The 17,102-nt window shown below is 73.3% G+C and carries 15 protein-coding genes; 8 read left to right on the top strand and 7 right to left on the bottom strand.

The window, feature by feature from the left end:
* The coding region (dnaB, locus tag VF202_07575; protein ID HEX7039952.1) for a replicative DNA helicase at positions 1 to 1,058 on the bottom strand (1,058 nt) is incomplete at its 3' end.
* Positions 1,059 to 1,101: 43 nt separating this feature from the next.
* Here dnaB and VF202_07570 point away from each other — a divergent pair.
* The 4 genes from VF202_07570 to VF202_07555 are packed head-to-tail and all read left to right on the top strand — an operon-like array spanning position 1,102 to position 5,007.
* Positions 1,102 to 2,973: a glycerol-3-phosphate acyltransferase gene (locus VF202_07570; GenBank protein HEX7039951.1), complete on the top strand. Its 1,872-nt coding sequence runs from the start codon at positions 1,102 to 1,104 to the stop codon at positions 2,971 to 2,973.
* An 11-nt stretch (positions 2,974 to 2,984) separates the two neighbouring features.
* Complete coding sequence (locus tag VF202_07565; protein HEX7039950.1) at positions 2,985 to 3,830, top strand: 50S ribosomal protein L11 methyltransferase; 846 nt, start codon at positions 2,985 to 2,987, stop codon at positions 3,828 to 3,830.
* Positions 3,827 to 4,594, top strand: a complete 768-nt coding sequence (locus tag VF202_07560) for a 16S rRNA (uracil(1498)-N(3))-methyltransferase (protein HEX7039949.1) — start codon at positions 3,827 to 3,829, stop codon at positions 4,592 to 4,594. The genes VF202_07565 and VF202_07560 overlap by 4 nt, the downstream gene beginning before the upstream one ends.
* Positions 4,594 to 5,007, top strand: coding sequence for a hypothetical protein (locus tag VF202_07555; GenBank protein ID HEX7039948.1), 414 nt, complete (start codon positions 4,594 to 4,596; stop codon positions 5,005 to 5,007). The genes VF202_07560 and VF202_07555 overlap by 1 nt, the downstream gene beginning before the upstream one ends.
* A gap of 95 nt (positions 5,008 to 5,102) precedes the next feature.
* On the opposite strand, the gene secD is transcribed toward VF202_07555, so the two are convergent.
* From secD to rimP, 5 genes are all read right to left on the bottom strand, one after another.
* Complete coding sequence (gene secD / locus VF202_07550; GenBank protein ID HEX7039947.1) at positions 5,103 to 7,289, bottom strand: protein translocase subunit SecD; 2,187 nt, start codon at positions 7,287 to 7,289, stop codon at positions 5,103 to 5,105.
* Positions 7,286 to 9,157 carry a translation initiation factor IF-2 gene (gene infB, locus VF202_07545; GenBank protein HEX7039946.1) on the bottom strand — a complete coding sequence of 624 codons (1,872 nt, stop codon included), beginning with the start codon at positions 9,155 to 9,157 and terminating at the stop codon, positions 7,286 to 7,288. Before infB ends, secD begins: the two co-directional genes overlap by 4 nt.
* A complete protein-coding gene (locus tag VF202_07540; protein ID HEX7039945.1) occupies positions 9,150 to 9,506 on the bottom strand; it encodes a YlxR family protein in 357 nt (118 codons plus the stop codon). The genes infB and VF202_07540 overlap by 8 nt, the downstream gene beginning before the upstream one ends.
* Positions 9,507 to 9,508: 2 nt before the next feature.
* A complete protein-coding gene (gene nusA / locus VF202_07535; GenBank protein ID HEX7039944.1) occupies positions 9,509 to 10,801 on the bottom strand; it encodes a transcription termination factor NusA in 1,293 nt (430 codons plus the stop codon).
* A gap of 95 nt (positions 10,802 to 10,896) precedes the next feature.
* Positions 10,897 to 11,340: a ribosome maturation factor RimP gene (gene rimP / locus VF202_07530; protein ID HEX7039943.1), complete on the bottom strand. Its 444-nt coding sequence runs from the start codon at positions 11,338 to 11,340 to the stop codon at positions 10,897 to 10,899.
* Positions 11,341 to 11,675: 335 nt separating this feature from the next.
* Here rimP and VF202_07525 point away from each other — a divergent pair, with 335 nt between their 5' ends.
* Positions 11,676 to 12,164 (top strand): hypothetical protein, encoded by a 489-nt coding sequence (locus VF202_07525; protein HEX7039942.1) that lies wholly within the window; start codon positions 11,676 to 11,678, stop codon positions 12,162 to 12,164.
* 137 nt (positions 12,165 to 12,301) lie between these two features.
* On the opposite strand, the gene VF202_07520 is transcribed toward VF202_07525, so the two are convergent.
* On the bottom strand, positions 12,302 to 12,823 hold the full coding sequence (locus tag VF202_07520; protein HEX7039941.1) for a cupin domain-containing protein: 522 nt from the start codon (positions 12,821 to 12,823) through the stop codon (positions 12,302 to 12,304).
* Between the two features lie 307 nt (positions 12,824 to 13,130).
* Between VF202_07520 and pheS the strand changes: the two genes are divergently transcribed.
* From pheS to VF202_07505, 3 genes are read left to right on the top strand one after another with little or no spacing between them, the layout of a single operon-like run.
* On the top strand, positions 13,131 to 14,168 hold the full coding sequence (gene pheS, locus VF202_07515; GenBank protein ID HEX7039940.1) for a phenylalanine--tRNA ligase subunit alpha: 1,038 nt from the start codon (positions 13,131 to 13,133) through the stop codon (positions 14,166 to 14,168).
* Positions 14,169 to 14,220: 52 nt separating this feature from the next.
* The gene (gene pheT, locus VF202_07510) at positions 14,221 to 16,566 is read left to right on the top strand and encodes a phenylalanine--tRNA ligase subunit beta (GenBank protein ID HEX7039939.1); all 2,346 of its coding nucleotides are present in this window, start codon (positions 14,221 to 14,223) and stop codon (positions 16,564 to 16,566) included.
* Positions 16,563 to 17,099 (top strand): hypothetical protein, encoded by a 537-nt coding sequence (locus tag VF202_07505; GenBank protein ID HEX7039938.1) that lies wholly within the window; start codon positions 16,563 to 16,565, stop codon positions 17,097 to 17,099. The genes pheT and VF202_07505 overlap by 4 nt, the downstream gene beginning before the upstream one ends.
* Positions 17,100 to 17,102 lie beyond the last annotated feature (3 nt).

Below are 17,102 nucleotides of genomic sequence, written 5' to 3'. Positions count from 1 at the left end.
GGGATGTCGAGCTCGCGCGCCAGCGCCTTGAGGCCCCGCGAGATCGTCGAGATCTCCTGCTGACGGTTCTCGCCCTGGCCCCGTGCGCCGGCCGACATGAGCTGCAGGTAGTCGATGAGGAGCAGGTCGAGCCCTTGCTCCTGCTTCAGGCGCCTGGCGCGGGAGCGCAGCTCCATCACCGACATGTCGGCGTTGTCATCGATGAAGATGCGCGCCTCCGACATGCGTCCGGCCGTGTCGGCGAGGCGCTGGAAGTCGCGCTCGGTGAGCTGGCCGTTGCGGACGCGCGACATGTCGACCCGCGCCTCGGAGCAGAGCATGCGGGTCACGAGCTGGATCGCCGACATCTCCAGCGAGAAGATGCCCACGGCCGCCTCGGCCTTCAGCGCGGCGTTGAGGACGATGTTCAGGCCCAGGGCCGTCTTGCCCATCGACGGGCGGGCGGCCAGCACGTTGAGGGTGGACGGGTGGAGCCCGGCCGTCATCTGGTCGAGGTCGTGGAAGCCGGTGGGCAGGCCGGAGACCGGCGTCGGGTTCACGAACCTGTCGTTGATCTGCTGGAACGTGGCGCTCACCAGCGAGTGCATGTTCTCGAAGCTGGCGCGGCGCTTCTTCGTCGTGAGCTCGAAGATGCCCTTCTCGGCCTCGTCGAGCACGTCCTCGATGGGCAGGGCCTGGTCGTAGGCCGCCTGCATGATGCGGCCGCTGGCGGCGATGAGCTCGCGCAGCGTGGCCTTCTCCATGACGATGCGGGCGTAGCTGTCGGCGAACGCCGCCGTGGGCACGCCGTCGGCCAGGCCGATGAGGTAGTTGATGCTGCCGACGCTCTCCAGCTCCCCGGCCGAGCGCAGCTCCTCCGTGAGCGTGACGAGGTCGACGGGCTCGCCGCGGCGGTGGAGCCGCTCCATCGCCCGGAAGATCTTGCGGTGGGACTCCTTGTAGAAGTGGTTCTCGGTGAGGGACCCCTCCAGGGAGGCGTAGACCTCGTTGTCCAGGAGTATCGACCCGAGGACGCTCATCTCGGCCTCGAGGTTGTGCGGAGGGGTTCGGCTGTCCACGACCGGCATGGTACCACCGGGTCGGGGCGTAGAATTACCGTCCATGGAAGTCGCCCTAGCCGCGGCGATCGCGTTCCTGACGGCGTTCCTCGTGGGGTCGCTGCCCCTCGGGGCACGCCTGGTTGAGCGCCTGTCGGGCTGGGCGCCGCGCGAGGTCAACCCCCACCTGCTCGGCGTCGAGAACGTCACCCGCCTGGTCGGCGGCGGCGTCGCGCTGGCGGCGTTCGGCCTCGACGTGCTCAAGGGCATGCTCGGACTGGCCGCCGGCGTCGTGGCGGGCTGGCTTCTCGCACTGCTCGTCTTCGTCGGCTCCCTGGCCTCGCCGCCCGGCCTCGAGCCGGGCGGCCTGCTGGCCGTGGCCGCGTCCGAGCGGGGGCTGGTGGCGGCGCTCGCGGCGGCCGGGCTGTTCGGCGTCGTCGTGGGCCACCTCGCCCCGCTGCCGCTGCCCGGCATCGCGGTCGCGCCGCGGGGCCGGGGCAACGCCGTCGTCCTCGGTGGACTGGCCGGTCTGTACGCCCTGGGAGCCGCGCCGCTGTGGCTGCTCGCGGTGCCGGTCGTCGCGTGGGCGGCAGTGCTCGGCTGGACCGGCTACGTGGCGCTCGCCACCGTGTGGGGGGTGCTGGGGCTCGGCGTCGCGTCCGTCGCGGGGGCGTGGGCCGGCTCCGTCGCCTGGGAGGTCGCGTTCGCCGCCGCGCTCGTGGCGGCCTGCGTCGGCTGGCGGCACAAGGCGCACCTCTCGCGCATCCGCGACGGCACCGAGCCGCGCCTGGGCGAGACGGCGCCGGTGAGGGGCATGGACGGCACCGCGCTGGCCGCGTTCATGATCCACCCGCTCAGCCTCGACGACGTCTGGCAGCCCGCGAGCCTGCGCTGGTTCCGGCACGTCCTCGAGCGGACCGTGAAGCCCGGCATCCTGCCCGTCGAGCTGGTGAAGCGGCTGTTCCTGCAGGTGCGCCCGCAGCTCACGGGCGTCATCGACGGCGTGGTCACCGCCGACGGGCGCCCCCTGCGCGTCCTGCTCATCGGCATGCCGGTCCTGCCAGACCAGTTCCGCAGCCACCCCGACGACGCGCTGCGGCTGGCGATCCAGGGCGCGCGGTTCGCCCACGAGCTCGGTGCCGAGGTCGTCGGCCTCGGCGCGTTCTGGTCGACGATCGGCGACAAGGGGCGCGCCGTGCAGGAGGCGGTGCCCGAGATCGTCGTAACGAACGGCGGCGCCTACACCGCCGCGACGGTCAGGGCCGCGGTGCCCGCCCTGCTCAAGCGCTGCGCCCAGCAGGGCGTGAGGCTCAAGCGGGCGACCGCGGCGGTCGTGGGCGCCAACGGCGTCGTCGCGTTCGGCGTGGCGCGGATGATCGCGCCCGAGGTGGGCCGGGTCGTGCTCGTCGGCCGCGACCGCGAGAGGCTCGCGCGCAGCGCCGCCACGCTGAGGGCGAAGTTCCCGCAGACCGAGTTCGTCCCCACCACCGACCTACAGGAGGTGGCGACCGCCGACCTGGTGTTCACGGCCACCTCGGACCCCGGGCCCGTCATCTACCCGCAGCACGTCAAGCCCGGCGCCTGGGTCTACGACCTGGGGAGGCCCGCCGACGTCCACCCCAGCGTGCGCGACGTGCCGGGCGTCGAGGTCGTGCCGGGCGGCGTGGTGCGTCCGCCGGGGAGCATGCGCTCGGGGCTGGACCTGCGCTTCGGCGACGGCCACGTGCCCGCCTGCCTGGCCGAGACGATGATCCTCGCGGCCACGAGGGAGTACGGCCGCCGCAGCCTCGGGAGCCGGACGCGCACCGCCGACATCGAGTTCTACCTGCGCGAGGGCGAGCGCCTCGGCTTCAGGATCGTCACGGCCGACCCCCTGGTGGCCAGGTCCGCCGCCGGCGCCAACGCCCGCGGACGGACCGCGCCGCCCACGGAGTGAAGGCGTTCCGCGTGCCGGGGGTCACGGGGGAGTCGCCGGAGGCCGCGCGGCTCTGGGAGCTCGGCTGCGTGGGCCTGCGCGAGGAGGAGGGAGGCGCCGCGGTCGTCGCCTACTTCGCCGACGTGGTCGAGACCGGCATCGCGGGCACCTGGGAGGACGTGCCCGACGTCGACTACCTCGCCGAGTACCGCGCGGCCCTGGAGCCGGTGAGGGCGGGGCCGCTCGTCGTGGCGCCGAGCCACAGGTCGGTGGAGCTGCGCGAGGGCGAGACCGCGGTCTGGCTCGACCCCGGCTCGGCCTTCGGCACCGGGCACCACGAGACGACCCGGATGGCGCTCGAGGCGCTCGCGGAGCTGGACCTGGCGGGCCGGACCGTCATCGACGTCGGCACCGGCTCGGGGATCCTCGCGATCGCCGCCGACGCGCTGGGGGCCGAGGCCGTGTACGGCGTCGACGTCGACCACCACGCCGTGTCCGTGGCGAGGGAGAACGCCCGGCGCAACAGGTCGCGGGCGCGGTTCGCCGTGGGCACGCTGGCGGCGCCCTCCGGCCCGCGTCCCTTCGCGAACCCCGAAGCGAGCGACGGCCTGGGGGACTCCGGCCGGTTCGAGCCGGCCGCCGGCCTCCCCGGCCGCTGCGACGTGGTCGTCGCGAACCTCTACGCCGAGCTGCACGTCGCGCTCATGCCCGCCTACGCCGCCAGGCTGCTGCCCGGCGGCACCGCCCTGCTGACGGGCATCCTCGCGCGGCTCGAGGACCAGGTCGCCGCGTCGGCCGCCCGCGAGGGCCTGGCCGTCGCCGAGCGCCGCCGCGCCGGCGAGTGGTCGCTGCTCGCCCTGCGGAGGGGCGCGGGTTGAGCGCCAGACGGGTGAAGGACGTGCAGCGTGCCTGGTCGACGACCGGCGCGCGCGTGGAGCGGGTCGACCGCGTGCTCGTCGACGAGCTGCGGGAGAGCGTCGAGGTGAGGGGCCCGGAGGCGCACCACCTGCGCGACGTGCTGCGCCTGCGCGTGGGCGACGAGGTGGAGGCGTTCGACGGACGCGGGCGCTTCGCCCGCGGCACGCTCGCGGCGGTGGACCGCGAGCGCGTGGTCCTGAGCCTGGGAGAGCCCCGGGCCTCGACGGCCGAGCCGCGCGTGGCCGTGACGCTGGCCGTGGCGCTCCTCAAGGGCGACAAGCTCGTCGACGTCGTGCGGCCGGCGACCGAGCTCGGCGTGGCGCGCGTGCGGCTGTTCGTGAGCACGAACTGCGAGGCGCGGGAGATCTCCGCCGTGAAGCTGGGACGCCTGCGGCGCGTGGCTCAGGAGGCCGCGCGCCAGTGCGGCAGGTCGGTGGTGCCGGACGTCGAGGAGCCGGTGCCGCTCGCGTCCCTGCCCTTGGACGGCGCGGCCGTGGTCGGTGACCCGGCGGCCGGCTCGGGCCTCGCCGACCACCTGGACGAGCTGCTGTCCGCCCCCGCCGTCACGCTCGTGACCGGGCCGGAGGGCGGACTCACGGAGGCCGAGGTGATGGCCCTGCGCGAGCGCGGCGCGCTGGCGGTACGCCTGGGCCCGCGCGTGCTCCGGGCCGACACGGCCCCGGTAGCGCTGGCGGCGGCACTGCTGCTGTCGGAGGGGAGCTGATGCGCGCCCCGCTCGCGCTCGCCGCCGGGCTCGTGCTGGTGGCCGCGCTCGCGGCATGTAGACCGCTCTATATACCGCCGATCCCCGAGGTGCCGCCGCGCCCCGAGCACACGCAGCTCGACGCGACGTCGAGCCTCGACGTCGTCGACGGGAGGCCCGTCCTCACGCTGGTCCTCTCCCGCCTGGCCGGCCCGGAGTCCGGCTCCTGGCTGGACGTGCAGTGGTTCGACCCGGGCAACGCCGAGGTCGCCTCGGCGTCGCTGTGGGTGACGCCGGCGGACGTGGGACGGTCGCTCGAGCTGCCGCTGCCGGACGACGTCGAGGCCGTGCCCGGCGAGTGGCGGGCCGTCGTCTCGCAGCGCGGCGCGTTCCTGAGGCAGTTCCGGGTCGACCTCGCGGCCGACGCCGGGTAGCTCCCCCGAGAAGCCGGCGGGCGCCACCGCGAACGGGTGGCGCCCGCCGGCAGTTCAGCGGGCGAGCCGAGGACCGGCCCACCACCGCCGGCGTGCTAGGCGTGCGCCCTGCGCGTGGCCCTGGCGCGGGCGCGGCCGGTCTGGCGCAGCCACACGACCAGCGGGCTCATCACGTAGATGCTCGAGAACGTCCCCACCGCGATGCCGACAAGCAGCACCACGCTGAAGCCCTGCAGCACGGAGCCGCCGAAGAGCAGGAGCGCGATCACGGGCAGCAGGGTCGTGCCGCCGGTGGCGATCGTGCGCGTCAGCGTCTGGTTGATCGCCAGGTCGACGACCTCCACGTAGCCGAGCTGGCGCTCGGTCCTCAGGTCCTCGCGGATGCGGTCGGCGATGATGATCGAGTCGTTCAGCGAGTAGCCGACCACGAACAGCAGCGCCGCCAGGACGGGGATGCTGAACTCCATCTGGAACAGCGCCAGGACGCCGAGGCTGAGCAGCGTGTCGTGCGCCGTGGCGACGACGGCCGCGACGGCCACCTGCCAGTTCGGCCAGAACCGCCAGGCGACGTAGACGAGGATCAGCGCCAGCGAGACGAGCACGGCCATCACCGCGCCGCGCCTGAGGTCGGCGCCGATCGCGGGACCCACGAAGTCGGCCGACAGCAGCTCACCGCCCACCTGGTCGGCCAGCCGGGCGCCGAAGTCGCCCTCGCCGCCGAGCTCGGTGGACGTGAGGCCGGTGCGGACGATCATCTGGCTGCCGCCGTCCGGCCCCGTGGCCTCGACGATCGTGGCCGCGGCGGGGTCGAGGCCCTCGACGCCGAGCTCGCCTATCGCCGCGCGCACGTCGGCGGTGGCGGTGCCCTCGGGGACGGCGAGCAGGACGTTCGTGCCCCCGGTGAAGTCCGTGGACATGGGGAGACCCTCGACCGCCACCCAGGCCAGGGACGCCAGGGCGAGCGCGGCCGTGATGGGCATGAGCACCGCGCCCCGCCTCACGTGGCGGATCCCGCGGATGTCGAAGCCATGCCACAGGAACGTGCGGCGGTTGTTGAGGGTGAGCACGTCGAGGATGAACGGCACGACCACGGTGTTCACGAACACCGACGCCACGATGCCGATGGCCAGCGTGGTCGCGAAGCCGCGCACCGGGCCGCTGGTGTACTGGTACAGGGCCGCGGCGGCCAGGAGGGTGGTGACGTTGGCGTCGATGATCGCCGAGAGCGAGCTGCTGAAGCCCTTCTTCATGGCGAGCCTGATGCCGCGTCCGGCGCGCAGCTCCTCGCGGATGCGCTCGAAGCTGATGACGTTCCCGTCGACGGCGGCGCCGATCGTCAGCACGAGGCCGGCGATGCCCGGCAGGGTCAGCGAGGCGCCCAGGCCGGCGAGCGCGCCGAAGATGAACAGCATCGCGAGCAGCACGCCGAAGGCGAGCACGCCGCCGAAGAGCGGACCGTAGTAGATGACGACGGACAGGATGACGGCGACGCCGCCGACCACGGCGGCCGTCGTGCCGGCGTTGATGGCGTCCTGGCCGAGCGTCGGGCCGATCGAGCGCACCTCCGCCACCTGCAGGCTGACCGGCAGGCTCCCGGAGCGCAGGACGACCGCGATGTCGGAGGCCTCGTCGAGGGTGCCGATGCCCGTGATCTGGCCCTGCGTCGAGATCCTGCCCTGGAGCGTGGGCGCCGTGATGATCGCGTCGTCGAGGACGATCGCCATGCGCCGGCCCAGGTTGCTGCCCGTGAACTGTCCGAAGTCGCTGGCGAACTCGGGCCGGATCGTGAAGTTCACGGTCGGTCCGCCTGGCATGCCGGGGGAGGAGCTGAACGCGGCCGTGGCGGTGGCGATGATCTCGCCGGTGAAGGCCGTCGGCTCGAGGTCATCGAGCGTCAGGCCCTCGCTCGGCAGCGAGCTCGCCTCCGGCTTCACCAGCCTGAACTCGAGCACGGCCTGCTGGCCGATGAGGTCGAGAGCGCGCTGCTGGTCCTCGGCGGTGAGGCCGGGCAGCTCCACGACGATGTTCCTGTCGCCGGACGTCTGCACCAGCGCCTCGGCGACGCCGAACTGGTTGACGCGGTTCTCGATGATGTCGCGCGCGGCGTTGAGGTCCTCGCGCAGCGGGTCCGGCTGCTCGGTCTGCAGGGTCACGCGCAGGCCGCCCTGCAGGTCGAGGCCCAGCTTGAGTGCCGATCCGCCGGGCGCCCACGGCTGCCACAGGTAGAGGACGGACGCGATCAGCGCCGCCAGGATCACGATGCCGGTGGCGGCGCGGTTCATGCGACCGGCACCTCGACGAGCTCGTAGACCTCGATGATGTCGCCCTCCTGGATGTTGTCGTAGTTCTGGAGGCTGATACCGCACTCGAAGCCGGTGCCGACCTCCCTGACGTCGTCCTTGAAGCGCCTGAGCCCGGCGATCGAGCCCTTGTAGACCTCCTTGCCGCCGCGGTGCACGCGCGCCTTGGCGCCGCGCCTCACGACGCCGTCGAGCACGTACGAGCCGGCGATGTTGCCGGCGCGCGGCACGTGGATCACGGCGCGCACCTCGGCGCGGCCGAGCGTGCGCTCCTCGTACTCGGGCTCGATCTGCCCGCGGATCATCTTCTGCACGTCCTCGATGAGGTCGTAGATGATCCGGTAGCTCTTCAGCGGGATGCCGCGGCGCTCCGCCGCCTTCACGACGCTGCCCGGCGGGTTCACGCCGAAGGACAGCACGGAGGCGCCGGCCGTGCCCGCCAGCAGCAGGTCGGACTCGGTGGGGGCGCCGACCTCGGCGAGCATGATGTCGATGTCGACCTCTTCGGTCGCCTCCGACTCGCGCTGGAGCACGCCCTTGATCGCCTCCAGCGAGCCCTGCGTGTCGGCGCGCAACAGCAGGTGGATCGTCTTCTTCCTCGGCTTCCCGAACAGGTCGGCGAGGGTCACGCCCTTCTTGCCGATCTCCTGCCGGCTGCGCTCCTCGCGCTCCTCGCGCCGCTCGGCGGTGATGCGCTTGGCCTCGACCTCGCTGGCCACGCCCTCGACCAGCGTGCCGGCCACCGGCTGCTCGGAGAAGCCCAGCACCTGGACCGGCGTGGAGGGCCCGGCGGCGTCGATGTTCGCGCCGGTGTGGTCGGTGAGCCGCCTGACCTTCGCCCACACCTCCCCGCAGACGATGTAGTCGGCCACGCGCAGCGTGCCCTCCTGCACGAGGACGGTGGCGAGGACGCCGGCGCGCTTGTCGAGTATCGACTCGATGACGACGCCCTTGACCGGGGCCTCGGGGTCGGCGCGCAGGTCCTCGACCTCGGCCACGAGCGAGAGCATCTCGAGGAGGTCGTCGACGCCCTGGCCGGTCTTCGCGGAGAGCTCCACCGTGATCGTGTCGCCGCCGTAGTCCTCCGGCACGAGGCCGACCTGCATCAGGTCCTGCTTGACCTTGTCGGGGTTCGCCTGCGGCAGGTCGACCTTGTTGATCGCCACGACGATCGGCACGTCCGCCGCCTTGGCGTGGGCGATGGCCTCGCGGGTCTGCGGCATCACGCTGTCGTCGGCGGCGACGACGATGACCGCGATGTCGGTGGCGTTCGCGCCGCGCTGCCTGATCGTCGTGAAGGCCTCGTGGCCGGGCGTGTCGAGGAAGGTGACGGTGCCGTGCTTCGTCTGCGCCTGGTAGGCGCCGATGTGCTGGGTGATGCCGCCGGCCTCGCGCTCGGCCACGTGCGTCTGCCTGATGCGGTCGAGGAGCGAGGTCTTGCCGTGGTCGACGTGGCCCATCACGGTGACGACGGGCGCGCGCCGCGGCGCCTCCTCGGCCCCCGCCGTGGGCCTGGCGGCCTCGGCCTCGCCCTTCTCGGCCCGCGCCGCGCCCTTCGCGTCCGCGGCCTGGGCCTTCTCGGCGGTGGCGGGGGCCTTCTCGGCCACCGCCGTGGCGGCGGGACGCGCCGCCTTGCCGCCCGCGGCCGGGGCCTCCTCGGCCTGGGCTGACCCGCCAACCGCGGGCGCGGCCTCGGCGATGAGGCCCTTGACCATGTCGGCGACCTCGGCCTCGAGCGTGCTCGACACGGACTTGTACTCGACGCCCAGGTCGTCGAGCCGTGCGAGCAGCTCGGCGTTGTCGATGCCGAGCTCCTTGGCTAGCTGGTAGATCCTCACCTTCTCAGACATCCGTGCCTCCGTCCCGGCGCGCGGTGACGGCTGCCGGCCGGCCCGTGGCCGACCCCTCCGGGGACCTGGCGGCCTCCCTCAGCAGACCCAGCACCTGTGCCGCCTGGGCCTTGAAGGCCCGGCTCAGCCTCTTCGCGTCGTCCTCCTGCACCGCGTCGGCGGCGCACACGCGGCAGACCCACGTGCCGCGCCCGCCCATGCGGCGACGGGCGTCGTAGTGGTACGCGCCCGACTCGTCCCTGTAGAGCCGCAGCATCTCGGCCTGCGGCTTCGACTCGCGGCACACGACGCAGCGCCTCATGGGGACGTGCCGCCGGCGCCTGAAGTTCTCGTTCTGCGTCGCCACCATGCTCAGGAGGCCGCCTCCTCTTCGAGCTCGGCCTCGGGCGCGGCGCCCTCGGCGACATCCTCCTCGCCGCTCTCGGCGGGCTCGGCCTCGGCGCCCCGTTCGGCGTCCGCGGCGGCGTCGCCGGCGGCGCCCTCGGCCCCCGCCTCGTCACCGGGCTTGGGCCCGCCGCCGAACAGCGCGTCGAAGGCGCTGTGCGTGCGCTCGACCTGGCCCTGGTCGGCCAGGCGGGACGCGGCGGCCTGCATGGCGGCGTCGAGGTCGGAGACCGACTCGGACGGCTGCAGGTCGATGCTGAAGCCCGTGAGCTTGGCCGCGAGGCGCACGTTCTGGCCGCTCTTGCCGATCGCCAGCGACAGCTGGTCGGGGCCCACCGTCACGCGCGCACGCTTGGCCTCGGTGTCCAGCTCGATGTTGCCGACCTTGGCGGGGGAGAGCGCGTTCCTGATGAACTCGCGCGGGCTGGGGTCCCACTGGATGATGTCGACGCGCTCGCGCTGCAGCTCGGCGGTCACCGCCTGGATGCGGCTGCCGCGGTGGCCGATGCAGGCGCCGATGGGGTCGACGTTGGGGTTGTTCGAGGTCACGGCGACCTTCGAGCGCTGCCCGGCCTCGCGGGCGATGGCCTTGATCTCCACGGTGCCGTCGGCGACCTCGGGGATCTCCTGCCGCATCAGGTACTCGAGCAGCTCCGGGGCGGCGCGCGAGACCAGGATCGAGGGACCGCGCGGCGAGAGCTCGACCTTCTGCACGTACACCTTCAGGCGCATGCCGACCATGTAGCGTTCGCCGTGGATCTGCTCCTTCAGCGGCATGATCGCCTCGCCGCGCCCGAGGTCGACGAAGACGTTCTTCTTCGCGTCGGTGCGCGACACGACGCCGGTCATGATGTCGCCGGCGCGGTCCTTGTACTCCTCGTAGACGATGGCCCTCTCGGCCTCGCGGATCTTCTGCGTGATCACCTGCTTCGTCGTCTGCACGGCGATGCGCGTGAACCTGTCGGGGTCGACGGGGAACTCCATCTCCATGCCGACCTCGACCTCGTCGTCGAGCTCGAGGGCCTCCTGGAGCGACACCTGCGTGTCGGGGTCCTCGACGGTCTCCACGACCTTGCGTATGACCACGATCTCCATCTCGCCGGTGTCGGGGTCGAGGTCGACCTCGATCTGCTTGCCCGGCATGATGTTGCGCTCGAACGCCTGGGCGAGCGCGTCCTCCAGGTCATGGAGCAGCTGCTCCTTGCTGAGGTTGCGCTCCGCCGCCAGCATGTTCAGAGCGTCGACGAACTCCTTGTTCACTGCCTACACCTCACTATTCGGTTGTCGCCCCGCGCTTCGCCCGCCCCCGCCGCCTCGTCATGCGGCGCGGGCGGGCCTCGGTGGACGAGCCGGCCCTAGCGGGGCTTGTCCGGCCACTCGGCCAGACGGGCCTGCTCGATGTCTGCGACGGGGAACGTGCGCTCCTCGCCGTTCACGGAGAAGGTGACGGCGCCGTCCTCCACCCGCAGGACCCGGCCGGTGAGGCTCTCGCCGCCGGCGCGGAACTTCACGAGGAGGTCGTGGAAGCGCTCGAAGTGGCGCGCCGTGACCAGCGGCCGCTGCGCGCCCGGTGACTCGACCTCGAGCCGGTAGGGACCCTCGAAGGGGTCGAGCCTGTCGAGCTCGAGGCCGAACACCTCCGAGGCCCTCTGGACGTCGTCGACCGTGACGACGGCCTCGTCGAGCCTGTCGATGCGAAGCAGCACCTTGCGCGAGCGGCCCGAGCTGCTGACGGTGAGTTCCAGCACCTCGTAGCCGAGGGGCGTGAGCACCTCGGTGGCTGCCTGCTTCAGGTCCACGCCTCACCCTCCGCCATCCCGCACGGAAAAGGGTGGGTTTCCCGAACCCACCCGCACCGTTTCGGGACGTTGTGCACCCCGCATCTTAGCCCCTCGCCTCGCGCCACTGCAAACGCGGCGCGACGGGGGAACGGGGCGACGGGCGGCGCCCGGGAGGCGCGCGCCGCGCCCGGTCCGACACGTTCCCGGCCCCCCACGGCCTTCTCCGCGCGGGTGGACCGGACGGGCTGTGGGGCGTCGCCGCGTCCGGCGTGTTCCGGCCTTCTCCGCGCGGGTGGACCGGACGCGGGACATGCGGACAGAACACGGTCCGCGCGCCGGGCTACCCTGCGCGGGTGGACGACCTGCTCCCCGAGCCCCTGCCCGGCAAGGACGCGCGCGAGGTCGTGCGCGCCACGCGCGACCTGGCGCCTATCGTCGAGAGCGTCCTCCTCGTCATGTTCCCCGCGTCCACCCTCTACCGGACGGGCGACGAGCCGGTCGGGCTGCTCCTAGAGCCCGCCCCCGACCGTGCCGGCCTGGCGCGCCTGAAGGACAAGCTCGTCGAGCTCGCGGCGCGTCCCGAGTGGCGGCGGCGCCACGCCGTCGCCAGGGAGGTCAGCGACGCGAACGGCACGCGCCTCGAGGTCCTCACGCCGCTGGCGCCGGAGGACTACGCGGGCGGACCCCGCCTCGTCGGCCCCTTCGCCACCGAGGAGGAGGCCGACGCCTGGGGCGGCGACAACGCCGTCTCGACGCTCTCCTACGACACCTTCTTCACCGGCGAGGCGTGGCTCGTGGACCTGTTCTCGCTGCCCGAGCGGGAGCCGCACGGGATCGAGTGAGCCGGCGACAGACCGGACGCTCCTGAACGACGCGGCCCGCGCCGGCTATGGCCGGCCGCCCCCGGCGGCGGTGGGCTCGCGGCGCCTCTCAGGGGTCCCGCGCCGGCCCAAGGCGCCCTCGGGAGACTGGGCGCCCTCTAGCCGCTCTCGCCGTCCTGGCCGTCGCCGTCTTGGCCGTCGTCCTCGCCGTCCATGTCCATGCCCTCGAACATGAAGCCGGGTTGGTTCGGGTCGAGGAGCGCCGCCACGACCAGGATCAGGGTCTCGTCGCCCTCGTTGGCCATCGTGTGCAGGGCGCCCTCGTAGGCGAGGGAGTCGCCGGCCTGGAGCGTGGCGGACTCGCCCGCGGCCACCGACTCGACCTCGCCCTCGGAGCGCTGGATCGTGCCCTCGCCCTCCGCGAAGGTCGTCCCGAAGACGCCCTCCTCGACCTCGACGACGACCGCGCCGGGATGACGATGCTCAGGGATGGTAGTGCCCGGCTCCAAGGTGATGCGCAAGAGCTGCAGAGACCGCTCGGGCGCCGCGCCGGGCGTGAATGTGCCCAGCGCCGCGACCGTCGCGCCCCGCAGCGGGTCGGCCTCCTGACCAACGGCGAAGGTCAGTGCCGCGGCTAGCGCCGCGACCGTCAGGGCGGCTCTACGGGTGCCTGTCGTCATGGCGAATCCCTCCCCGCCCGTCCGGGCGTTGCCGCCAGGATGCATCCGCCCGGACCGGCGCCGCGTGTCGGCGGCAGACCATCCGCGCCCCACGACTACGGACGCGGCGAGGCGGGGGAGCGGCGCGGCGCGGCTGGCGCCCCCGCTGACCCGGTCGCACGTCGCCCGCGCCGCTTCGTTGACACGTTTCGCGGGCCGGACATAGACTCGCGCCCATGAGAAGCCATCCGGCTTCGACCTCGTTTATCGCCTAGGCGCCAGCCCCGAGGCTGCGCGCCACGGACACCACTGCCCCACGAGGGCGGTGGTGTTCTCTTTGGAGAGTGAGCAGGTGGACGACGGACGAGAAGGCAACACGGACCTGGCGCGCGAGCTGGAGCTCATCGCCGCCGCGCCCGACCTGGAGACCCTGCAGGCCCACAGGGTGCGCCTGCTGGGCAGGAAGGGCGTCATCACGGCCCGCCTCAAGGGCCTCGGCGCCCTGCCGCCGGAGGAGCGACGCGCCGCCGGCCAGGCCATCAACGCCGAGAAGCAGGCCCTGGAGGAGGCCTTCGAGCGGCGCCGCGAGGAGCTGGAGCGCGAGGCCGTGGCCAGGCAGCTCGCGGGCGAGAGCGTGGACGTCACGCTCCCCGGCACCCGCCCCAGCGGCGGCGGCCTGCACCTGCTGACGCTCGTCACGAACCGTCTCCTCGACGTGTTCACCTCGCTCGGCTACGAGGTCGTCACCGGCCCGGAGCTCGAGACCGACCACTACAACTTCAAGGCCCTCAACTTCCCGCCCGAGCACCCCGCCCGCGACACGCAGGACACGTTCTGGACGACGGACGGCCGGCTGCTGCGCACCCACACGAGCCCGATGCAGGTCAGGTACATGGAGGCGCACGAGCCGCCCTTCAAGGTCGTGGTGCCCGGCAAGGTGTTCAGGAACGAGGCCGTGGACGCTACCCACGAGGCGCAGTTCAATCAGCTCGAGGCCCTGGTCGTGGGCGAGGGCGTGACGATGGCCGACCTGCGCGGCGCGATCGACGAGATGGCGCGGGCGCTCATCGGCGAGGGGACGAGGACGCGGCTGCTGCCGACCTACTTCCCGTTCGTCGAGCCGGGCGCCGAGTTCGCGATCTGGTGGACGAACCCGCGCACGGGGCAGGAGGAGTGGCTCGAGCTCGGCGGCTGCGGCATGGTCCACCCCAAGGTGTTCGCGTCCGTGGGCTACGAGGGCGTGACCGGCTTCGCCTTCGGCTTCGGCATCGAGCGCCTGGCGATGGTGCCGTACGGCGTCCCCGACATCAGGTACTTCTACCAGAGCGACATGCGCGTCCTGCGCCAGTTCAGGGGGCGCCTGTGAGGGGCCTGGCGGCGCCGCACGCGCACCTCGCGCCGGCGGCAGGAGGCCGTCCGTGAGGGTCCCCGTCTCCTGGCTGCAGGAGTTCTTCGACGAGGAGCTGCCCGAGGTCGGCCGCCTCGCCGACCTGCTCTCGGGACTCGGCCTCGCCGTCGAGACCGTCCACAGCCTGCCGCCGGCGCCCGAGGGCGTGGTGGTGGCGCGCGTCGAGGAGGTCGAGCCGATCGCCGGCACCAAGGGCCTGAAGAGGGTCGTCGCCGCCTACGGCGGCACCGCCGTGCAGGTCGTGTGCGGCGCGCCGAACGTCGCCGTGGGCCAGCACGGTGCCCTGGTGCGACCGGGCGCGCGCCTGCCCGGCGTGGAGGGCGAGGTCGGCACGAGGACCATCCAGGGCGTCGAGAGCGACGGCATGCTCGCCAGCGCCAGGGAGCTCGGGATCTACGACCACGCCGCGGGCATCGTGACGTTCGGCCCCGACGCGCGGGTGGGCGCCCCGCTGGCCGAGCTCTGGCCGGACGAGACGGTGATCGAGCTGGAGCTGACCCCCAACCGCGCCGACGCCTTCTCCCTCCTCGGCGTGGCCCGCGACCTCGGCGCGAAGCTCGGCTGGCGCGTGAGGCACCCGGCCGAGGGCCTCGACCCCGGCGACCCCGGCCTCGACGACGGCCTCAGCGTCGACGTGCGGGACGAGGCCGGCTGCCCGCGCTTCACGCTGCGGCGCATCGACGGCGTGAGGGTGGGCCCCAGCCCGCTGTGGCTGCAGCGGCGCCTGGCGGCGCTGGGACTGCGGCCGCGCAACAACGTCGTCGACGTCACGAACTACGTGACGTTCGAGCTCGGCCAGCCGTCCCACGCCTACGACCTGCGCGCGCTGCGGGGCGGCGTGATCCAGGTGAGGAGGGCGCGACTGGGCGAGCGCCTCGAGCTCCTCAACGAGGAGGCGGTCGAGCTCGCCGCCGAGGACCTCGTGATCGCGACCCCGACCGCCGACGGCGGGAGCCAGGCGATAGGCCTGGCCGGCGTGATGGGCGGCCGCCACGACAGCGTCGCCGCCGACACCACGTCGGTGGCACTCGAGGTCGCGCTCTTCGACCCCGTCACGGTGCGGCGCAGCGCCAAGCGCCACAAGCTCGTCACCGACGCGCGCACGCGGTTCGAGCGCGGCGTCGACCCGAACCTCCAGCCCCTCGCCTCGGCCCGCGCGTCGCGGCTCATCGCCGACGTCGCGGGCGGCGTGGCGCACGCCGGCCTGAGCGTCACCGGGGGAGACACGGTGAGGCCGGCCGTGAGCTTCAGGCCCGCGAGCGTGCGCCGGATCGTGGGCTTCGACGTGCCCGCGGACCGGCAGCGCGAGTACCTCGTACGGCTCGGCTGCGAGGTGGGGGACCAGGGACCGGGCGAGTGGCGCGTCACGCCCCCGAGCTGGCGCTACGACATCGGGCTGGAGGAGGACCTCGTCGAGGAGGTCGCGCGCCTGCACGGCTACGAGCACATCGGCTCCACGGTGCCGGCCATGCGCTTCGTGCCGCCGGCCACCGACCCCACGCACCGCAAGCTCAAGGAGCGCCTGGCGGCGCTGGGCTTCCAGGAGGCGATCACCTACGTCTTCACCGGCGAGGCCGAGCTGGAGCGCTCGCGCTCGCCCCGGGCCGCGGTGCGCATCGAGAACCCCCAGGGCCTCGACCGCGCCGTGCTGCGCACCTCGCTGCTGCCGGGACTGCTCGGCGCCGCCGCGACGAACCGCGCCGAGCCCGCGCTGGCCCTCTTCGAGGTGGGCCGGGTCTTCGGCGAGCGCGAGGTCGAGCGCCTCTGCCTGCTGCAGCGCGGACCGGCCCTGGAAGGCGGCTGGCGGGAGGACGTGCCGGGCGACTTCTACGCGTTCAAGGGCCGGCTCGAGGCGCTGGCGGCGCTCGCCGGCGCTGACATCGAGCTGCGTCCCGCGACCCACGCTCAGCTGCACCCCGGCGTCTCCGCCGAGGTGGTCTGGGAGGGCGAGGCCGTCGGCTTCGCCGGTCGGCTGCACCCCGAGGTCGAGGCCGCCTACGAGCTGCCCGCCACGTTCGTCGCCGACCTGGCCCTGCCGCTGGCCGAGCGCCGCGTGCGGTTCGGCGAGTTCAGCCGCCAGCCCCACGCCGAGCGCGACCTCGCGGTCATCGCCCCGCGCGACGTGACCTACGCGGCGCTGCGCGACCTGTGCGCCGCCGCGGCCGGCCCGCTGCTCGAGTCCCTCGCGCCGTTCGACGTCTACGCCGGGGCGCAGCTCCCCGAGGGCATGCGCAGCGTCGCGCTCCGCTTCCGCTTCAGGCACGGCTCCCGGGCGCTCACCGACGACGAGGTGGACGCCGCTATGGAGAAGGTCATAAGGGCCGTCAGAGACGCCGGTTACGCTATCCGGGCGTGATCACCTGGGTCGATGCCCTACTCGTCGTCGTAGTCGCCGTCTTCGCGGCCGCCGGGGCCCACAGGAAGCTCATCGGGCTGTTCGTGGGCCTGGGCGCCGCCCTGGCGGTCGGGCCGCTGCTGCGCATCGGCCAGTCGAACCCCTGGGCGGCCGTGGCCGCGGCGGCGTTGGGCGGCCTCGTCCTCGGGCTCATAGGGCGGCGCCTCTACGACCCGGGCCGCGGGCCGGACTGGCCGTACCAGCTCCTCGGCGGCGTCGGCGGCGGGGTGCTGGGCATAGCCCTCGCCTTGGCGCTCGTCACCTCGCTGCCGCTGCAGCGGAACCCTGCCAACCCGGCGGAGATCTTCTACCCGCCCCGCAACCTGCCCGGCGGCGTGAGCGCGACGCTGCAATCTTCACCGCTCATCTCGCTGGGCCGCACTATCCTCTTCTATCCGCTGCTCCCCCAGGAGCAGTTCTCGGCCACGCAGCAGCGCGCCTACGCCGCCCTGCACGAGTGGCTGGTCGTCGGCGAGCCGTGGAGCAGGCAGTAGCCC

The organism is Trueperaceae bacterium (assembly GCA_036381035.1).
GTDB lineage: Bacteria > Deinococcota > Deinococci > Deinococcales > Trueperaceae > DASRWD01.
The sequence above is the reverse complement of the archived record's forward strand: the minus strand, read 5'-3'. Positions and strand labels throughout refer to the sequence as shown.

Bases quoted from the DNA above. Each gene is read 5' to 3' on its own strand.
- VF202_07570 (HEX7039951.1), top strand. From the start codon at position 1,102: ATGGAAGTCGCCCTAGCCGCGGCGATCGCGTTCCTGACGGCGTTCCTC.
- VF202_07555 (HEX7039948.1), top strand. From the start codon at position 4,594: ATGCGCGCCCCGCTCGCGCTCGCCGCCGGGCTCGTGCTGGTGGCCGCG.
- secD (HEX7039947.1), bottom strand. From the start codon at position 7,289: ATGAACCGCGCCGCCACCGGCATCGTGATCCTGGCGGCGCTGATCGCG.
- infB (HEX7039946.1), bottom strand. From the start codon at position 9,157: ATGTCTGAGAAGGTGAGGATCTACCAGCTAGCCAAGGAGCTCGGCATC.
- VF202_07540 (HEX7039945.1), bottom strand. From the start codon at position 9,506: ATGGTGGCGACGCAGAACGAGAACTTCAGGCGCCGGCGGCACGTCCCC.
- VF202_07520 (HEX7039941.1), bottom strand. From the start codon at position 12,823: ATGACGACAGGCACCCGTAGAGCCGCCCTGACGGTCGCGGCGCTAGCC.